At 43.2% G+C, this 6,289-nt stretch carries 6 protein-coding genes; 1 reads left to right on the plus strand and 5 read right to left on the minus strand.

From position 1 onward, the window contains the following. Positions 1-92: 92 nt before the first annotated feature. A complete protein-coding gene (gene yaaA / locus BCT81_RS13490; protein ID WP_102424743.1) occupies positions 93-869 on the minus strand; it encodes a peroxide stress protein YaaA in 777 nt (258 codons plus the stop codon). A gap of 222 nt (positions 870-1,091) precedes the next feature. Beyond that, complete coding sequence (locus BCT81_RS13495) at positions 1,092-2,519, minus strand: sodium:alanine symporter family protein (RefSeq protein ID WP_102424747.1); 1,428 nt, start codon at positions 2,517-2,519, stop codon at positions 1,092-1,094. A gap of 712 nt (positions 2,520-3,231) precedes the next feature. Here BCT81_RS13495 and BCT81_RS13500 point away from each other — a divergent pair. Continuing rightward, positions 3,232-3,420, plus strand: a complete 189-nt coding sequence (locus BCT81_RS13500; RefSeq protein WP_102424744.1) for a DUF3545 family protein — start codon at positions 3,232-3,234, stop codon at positions 3,418-3,420. Between the two features lie 145 nt (positions 3,421-3,565). On the opposite strand, the gene BCT81_RS13505 is transcribed toward BCT81_RS13500, so the two are convergent. The 3 genes from BCT81_RS13505 to nfo form a co-directional block, all read right to left on the minus strand. Next, positions 3,566-4,117 carry a hemerythrin domain-containing protein gene (locus tag BCT81_RS13505; RefSeq protein ID WP_102424745.1) on the minus strand — a complete coding sequence of 184 codons (552 nt, stop codon included), beginning with the start codon at positions 4,115-4,117 and terminating at the stop codon, positions 3,566-3,568. 86 nt (positions 4,118-4,203) lie between these two features. Then, positions 4,204-4,884, minus strand: coding sequence for a uracil-DNA glycosylase (ung, locus tag BCT81_RS13510; RefSeq protein ID WP_102424746.1), 681 nt, complete (start codon positions 4,882-4,884; stop codon positions 4,204-4,206). A gap of 375 nt (positions 4,885-5,259) precedes the next feature. Further along, complete coding sequence (gene nfo, locus BCT81_RS13515) at positions 5,260-6,168, minus strand: deoxyribonuclease IV (protein ID WP_198596889.1); 909 nt, start codon at positions 6,166-6,168, stop codon at positions 5,260-5,262. Positions 6,169-6,289: the final 121 nt, after the last annotated feature.

Consider the following 6,289-nt stretch of genomic DNA (forward strand, 5'->3'; position numbering starts at 1 on the left):
AACAAAAAGCCCCACGCAGCGAACTGCATGGGGCTTTTCTATATCTAGTTGGTATCTCGCCTCAAAGCGCGACTACCTTGAATCAATAACGTCTAGTTTTGCTCTTCACGCTTGAAGACAAGCTCTTTCGCATTCGACTCTTCTTCTACGAAGTAGTAACCCGCGGTATCAAACTTAGTCAGTGCTTCAATTGAGTCCACTTTGTTCTCAATGATGTAGCGAGCCATCATGCCGCGCGCCTTTTTCGCGTAGAAACTGATCACCTTGTATTGACCGTTCTTGCAGTCTTTGAATACCGGTGTAATCACTTGGCCATCCAAGTTCTTTGGTTTTACCGCTTTGAAGTACTCGTTAGATGCTAGGTTGATCAGCACATTGTCGCCTTGAGTATTCAGCGCTTCATTCAGCTTATCTGTGATGATATTGCCCCAGAACTGGTACAAATTAGTACCACGAGCATTCGCTAAACGCGTGCCCATTTCTAGGCGGTAAGGTTGCATCAAATCAAGTGGCTTTAGTAAGCCGTAAAGACCAGAAAGCATACGCAGGTGGTTCTGTGCGTAGTCAAAATCTTCATCCGACAGTGTTTCAGCGTCTAGGCCTGTGTATACATCACCTTTGAAGGCAAGGATGGCTTGACGTGCATTCTCTTGGGTAAAAGTCTCGCTCCACTGCTCAAAGCGCGCTACGTTCAACCCTGCGATCTTATCGCTCACTTTCATCAATGCAGAGACATCTGCTGGTGTCAGCTTGCGGCACTCTTCAATCAGTTCAGCAGAGTGTTCAACAAACTCAGGCTGACTAAAGCGTTCTGTCGCTAATGGTGATTCGTAATCAAGTGTTTTGGCTGGAGACACGACAACTAACATAACTTTACCCTAATCGGTTATCTAACTGGATGCTGCTAGAGTATAGAAAAAACATCAACTTGTCTTTATGACTCTTCCTATTACTTTGATAGATGATTCTAACCCCCCACTTTCAATCACCAAAACCGCAAAATAACAAACGGTAGACAAAGAAAAAGGCTAAGGTCGAAACCTTAGCCTTTCTAATCGTTTTAGGATGAGCGGTTTATCGCTCCAACAAGATTACTTCTTGTTGTTGTCCCAAATACCGTCTTCCAGTTGAGACTTAAGCTCTGGGAAGTCATTTGAATCAAATGTCGGTACTTTACCTGCGTCTAGTTGACGGTTGTAATCTTTCGCTAGCTTAATCACGATGCCTGATAGCAGGATAATCGCCACCAAGTTAACAATCGCCATTAGACCCATCGATACGTCAGCCAGTGCCCATACCGTTGGTAGCGTTGCCAGAGAACCAAACATAACCATACCCAGCACAATAATACGGAACAGCACTAAGCCTTTCTTGTTGTTGTGCTCTAGGAAAATCAGGTTCGTTTCAGCGTACGAGTAGTTTGCAATGATTGAAGTGAAAGCGAAGAAGAAAATCGCTACCGCTACAAAAATACCGCCCCAAGAGCCTACTTGTGCTGTTAGTGCACGTTGAGTCAACTCTATACCTGTTACTTCACCGTGTGGTACATACTCACCAGACATCAGGATGATTGCTACTGTTGCAGAACAGATAACGATCGTATCCATGAATACACCTAGCATTTGTACATAACCTTGTGATGCTGGGTGCGGTGGGTAAGGCGTAGCAGAAGCTGCTGCGTTTGGCGCAGAACCCATACCCGCTTCGTTCGAGAACAGACCACGTTTGATGCCGTTAATCATCGCTTGTGCAATTGCGTAACCTAGACCACCGGCAGCCGCTTCTTGTAGGCCGAATGCACTCTTGAAGATAAGAGCGATCACTTCAGGCACTCTTTCAATGTTCGCAAACATTATAAACAGAGCGATAGCAAGGTAAGCCAATGCCATGATTGGAACGATGATTTCTGCAGTACGTGCAATCTTACGGATACCACCGAAGATAACGAATGCAGAGATAATTACGATTGCTACACCTGTGTAGCTGCGTTCAAAGTCAAACGCTGTATTCATTGCACTTGCAATCGCGTTCGCTTGAACCGCGTTGAATACAAGACCGAATGCGATGATTAGGAAGATAGAGAATAGAACCCCCATCCAACGCATGCCTAGGCCTTTCTCCATGTAGTATGCAGGGCCACCACGGTAGTTACCGTCGTTATCGCGTGTTTTGTATAACTGCGCTAGCGTACTTTCAGCAAATGATGTTGCCATACCTAGCATTGCAATTAGCCACATCCAGAAGATAGCACCAGGGCCACCAGCAGTAAGTGCTACAGCAACACCTGCCATGTTACCCGTACCAACACGAGCAGCAAGACTAGTACAAAGAGCTTGGAAAGAAGAGATACCAGCACTGTCTGCTTTGCGGCTGTTCTTTAGAACCGAGAACATGTGGCCGAAATGGCGGAATTGAATGAAGCCTAGTCGTACGGTGAAGTAGATACCCACACCAACCAGTAAATAAACTAAGATAGATCCCCAAAGGAGATCGTTCATCAAATTGATTAAGTCTGTCACGTGAACCTCGTAATTGAGTTTAAGCACCGATCATGCTTCCAAGCCTTCCTCTAGATCACCTATGCCAGTGTCAATAGTTGTGTCGGCATTAGTTTTATATTTATTTGTTGCGATCTAGATTGTAAATGTCGCTTCATGCATCCATTTTACGTATCGGTGTATTTTTTGACGGGCGGATAATGCAGCGAGATGATCTAAAAATCAATATGCAAATTGATTTATATCAAAATGACATTTCACTAATAACACACCTTTTGTTAACACATTTTTCAACAATCCAGCCCAATAAAAGTCACATTATCGGGACATAATCTCAACATCAACAACCGACCCCACCGAATAAGAACGACGCACTGTAAAAGTAACGTCAGCCTAGGTTTTACAAGGTATAGTGAAGATCTGTGTTTTTTTCTAGAGTAATAAGATCCCCGTCTCGTACAGTACAATACGCACTTAAATGCATTATCACTAAAATACTATTCCTTTCGCACAATGAATTAACATTCAATAACCTGTAATTTAATCGTTTACTTCGGTTTGTTTGCTCGTTTTTTGCACATAAAAATCACCACAATGTGTGAGCATGCATAAAAAATGAGAACAAAAGCTTCATGGTTTTGAAACAAATGAGAAACAAATCAAGGTTATGGTGAACCTAAATATGATATTTAATAGTTCGTAAGAACTAGTCCCACGGAAGGAGATATGGCTTATGGATAACTTTCAATTCGATGAAGTATCAGAACTAGAAATGCCTCGTGCAACTCAGAAAACACGTTCTAAACCACTCAAGCGTAAGTGGCGTGAAATCGAAGCAATCAACGATCGTAGGCAGCTTGAGAAAGAGCTAAGAGAGATGAACCTCGGTCTTGATTTTAGCCTTGACGATATAAAGCTTTAATCAGCACGATAAGAAAACAGATAATAAAAGGCACCTTAATAGGTGCCTTTTTTCTTTCATTTGGTGTTATCGTACGCTGCGAGTCATTTTGAAATTTCCGTTGTGAGGGAAAGACCCCTTTAATATAGAGGGAAATACTAACTCGCTAAACACACTCTTGTTCATTTTGTCGCACGCGCGCCGCGAGTTGACGATACTGATCAGCAATCGTATCCCCAAACACAGGATCGTCTTCGGGTTGAAGCCATTGCGATTCAACCTCTTGCCAATCCTTCACTGTAAATGCTTGCACGATCATAGGTAACACATGCTTCTCTTCATACTCCATATGCTTTCGCTGCGCTTTAACAAAGCTTTCGAGTTGATCGATGAACACATGCTGTGGAACCACAGCATCTTGGAGGATCATGTCTACCACACCTAAAAAGTCAGCCGTTTTCTCAGATAGCAATTGATGCTCGAGTTCCAAGTCCTCAATTGCTTGGTCACTGCCATATTGCTTAAGGTAATAGCGATAAATGACGTCTTCTTTAGGGTGATGTACTTTATCTGAATGGTTCATCAAGTAGTGAACCACCTCAGCGATAAGGCTATAGTTTATTTCTCGCTCCTGCTTTAGAAACTCTAACTTATTGTTGAGTATCGCGAGTAATCGAGCCATATAGCCATGCTCTCGTCTTATCCTTTCAATCATCATAGTATTGCACTCCATTACACCTACTATTTATAAGTGTATACGAAGATACCGAGTTATGATTTGACCCTGCTCAGAAAACAACCAACCTACACTTCTGCAGGTAGGCGCCAGTCGATAGGTTGCTGATCCATAGAAGAAAGCAGTTTGTTAGCCGTTGAAAAATGCTGGCAACCAAAGAAACCGCGACGTGCCGACAGCGGTGAAGGATGAGGTGCAGCTAACACATGATGTTTCTGTGTATCAATCGCTTGGCCTTTCTTCTGCGCATGCGCGCCCCATAACAAGAAAATAATCGGCTCAGAACGCTGGTTCAGCTCTGCAATAATGGCATCGGTAAAGGTTTCCCAGCCACATTTGGCATGTGAGTGTGCTTGTGCCTCTTCTACTGTTAAAACAGTATTCAACATCAACACCCCTTGTGATGCCCAATCTTCAAGGTAACCATGGTTAGGCGCTTCAAAACCTTCGATATCTTGTGCCAGTTCTTTGTACATGTTGCGTAGAGAAGGCGGGATTTTAACGCCGGGCAATACAGAGAAGGCCAAGCCGTGTGCTTGATTAGCACCGTGATAAGGGTCTTGTCCTAGGATAACCACTCGTACAGATTCAAAGGGCGTCATATCAAAAGCGCTGAATACCTGCTCTTGAGGTGGGTAGATGGTTTTCCCACTATTACGTTGCTGTTCGACGAAAGCGAGAACACTTTGGAAGTACTCTTTCTCACGTTCGTCATTAATAATGGATGCCCAAGTCTTTGGTGTGCTCATCGTTTTACTTCCCAATCATCATGGTTTCTAGGTTTCGCCAGTCAAAAAATAGCTGTATCGGCTACTAGTTATACCTCATACAGCTATCAATAAACATGATGTGTAGGGTTCATTTGTTGATGAATCATAATAATCAGTTCAAGTTGTGTTGATCTCGATTAACCGCTTTTCTGCTTAGTACGATGGTGACCATGGCTATGCACGTGACGATTTGGAGTCGGTAAACGACGAGCGGCAGAAACAGTTGAAGTTTGGGCTTTTGAATACATAAAGGCACCTCCTATAAGACATCGTGAACTACATATTCACTTAGTAGCTATGAAATAAAGGTGCCAATTCTTATAAAAAGAGGAAAATTAATTTTCCCCTCTATTATTACGCCTCTCCCGTCGCTAGCGTTGCTGAGCGATGAAACATTCTAAGCTTTTGAATTTCCTCTTTCCAAATCGTCGAATCAATCGTTTCTAAGATAAGAGGGATTCCGTTAAAGCGGGAATCTGAGGCAATATACTCAAAACAATCCCAGCCAATTTCGCCTTTTCCTAAAGAATGGTGTCTATCAACTCGGCTCGCGAACTCAGCTTTTGAATCATTGATGTGCATTGCTCTTAGATAGTGCATACCCACGATGCGGTCAAATTCAGCGAAAGTGTGTTCGCACGCTTCTTTTGTTCTTAGGTCATAACCCGCTGTAAAGGTGTGGCAGGTGTCTAAACACACGCCAACACGCGATTTATCTTCTACTTGCTCGATAATCTCTGCTAGGTGCTCAAACTTCCAACCCAAGTTAGTGCCTTGGCCTGACGTATTCTCGATCACCGCAATCACATCAGGAACTGCTTGATGGGCGAGGTTAATCGACTCTGCGATTTTCGCTAGACACTCAGTCTCAGAGATCTTTTTAAGATGGCTGCCAGGATGGAAGTTCAAAAGCGTTAACCCAAGCTGGTTACAACGTTCCATCTCATCAATAAAGGCAGCGCGTGATTTCTCTAGTTTCTCTTCTTCTGGTGCGCCGAGGTTAATCAAGTAGGAGTCGTGAGGAAGAATGTGCTCCGCTGAAAAGCCCAACATTTTGCAGTTGGCTTTAAAGGCGCTAATAGTTTTCGCCTCTAACGGCTTTGCAGCCCATTGCCTCTGGTTTTTAGTAAACAGTGCAAACGCATTAGCACCTATCTCTCGAGCTCTCATTGGAGCCTGATCAACACCACCGGCTGCCGACACATGAGCGCCAATAAACTTAATATTTGTTTCAGGTTTTGACGATGAAATTTTGTTTGTCATTAAATCACTTCACACTTTCAGAATGCATAATAAATAAAGGGCCGTATCGGTTACCGCTCAATAAAAGCGCAATAAATGTAGTAAAATTACAACAAATATAACCGTTAAATATTTTTTATAG

Origin of the sequence: Vibrio sp. 10N.261.52.A1 (assembly GCF_002876325.1) — a bacterium.
Taxonomy (GTDB): domain Bacteria; phylum Pseudomonadota; class Gammaproteobacteria; order Enterobacterales; family Vibrionaceae; genus Vibrio; species Vibrio chagasii.

Bases quoted from the DNA above. Each gene is read 5' to 3' on its own strand.
- yaaA (WP_102424743.1), bottom strand. From the start codon at position 869: ATGTTAGTTGTCGTGTCTCCAGCCAAAACACTTGATTACGAATCACCA.
- BCT81_RS13500 (WP_102424744.1), top strand. From the start codon at position 3,232: ATGGATAACTTTCAATTCGATGAAGTATCAGAACTAGAAATGCCTCGT.
- BCT81_RS13505 (WP_102424745.1), bottom strand. From the start codon at position 4,117: ATGATGATTGAAAGGATAAGACGAGAGCATGGCTATATGGCTCGATTA.
- ung (WP_102424746.1), bottom strand. From the start codon at position 4,884: ATGAGCACACCAAAGACTTGGGCATCCATTATTAATGACGAACGTGAG.
- nfo (WP_198596889.1), bottom strand. From the start codon at position 6,168: ATGACAAACAAAATTTCATCGTCAAAACCTGAAACAAATATTAAGTTT.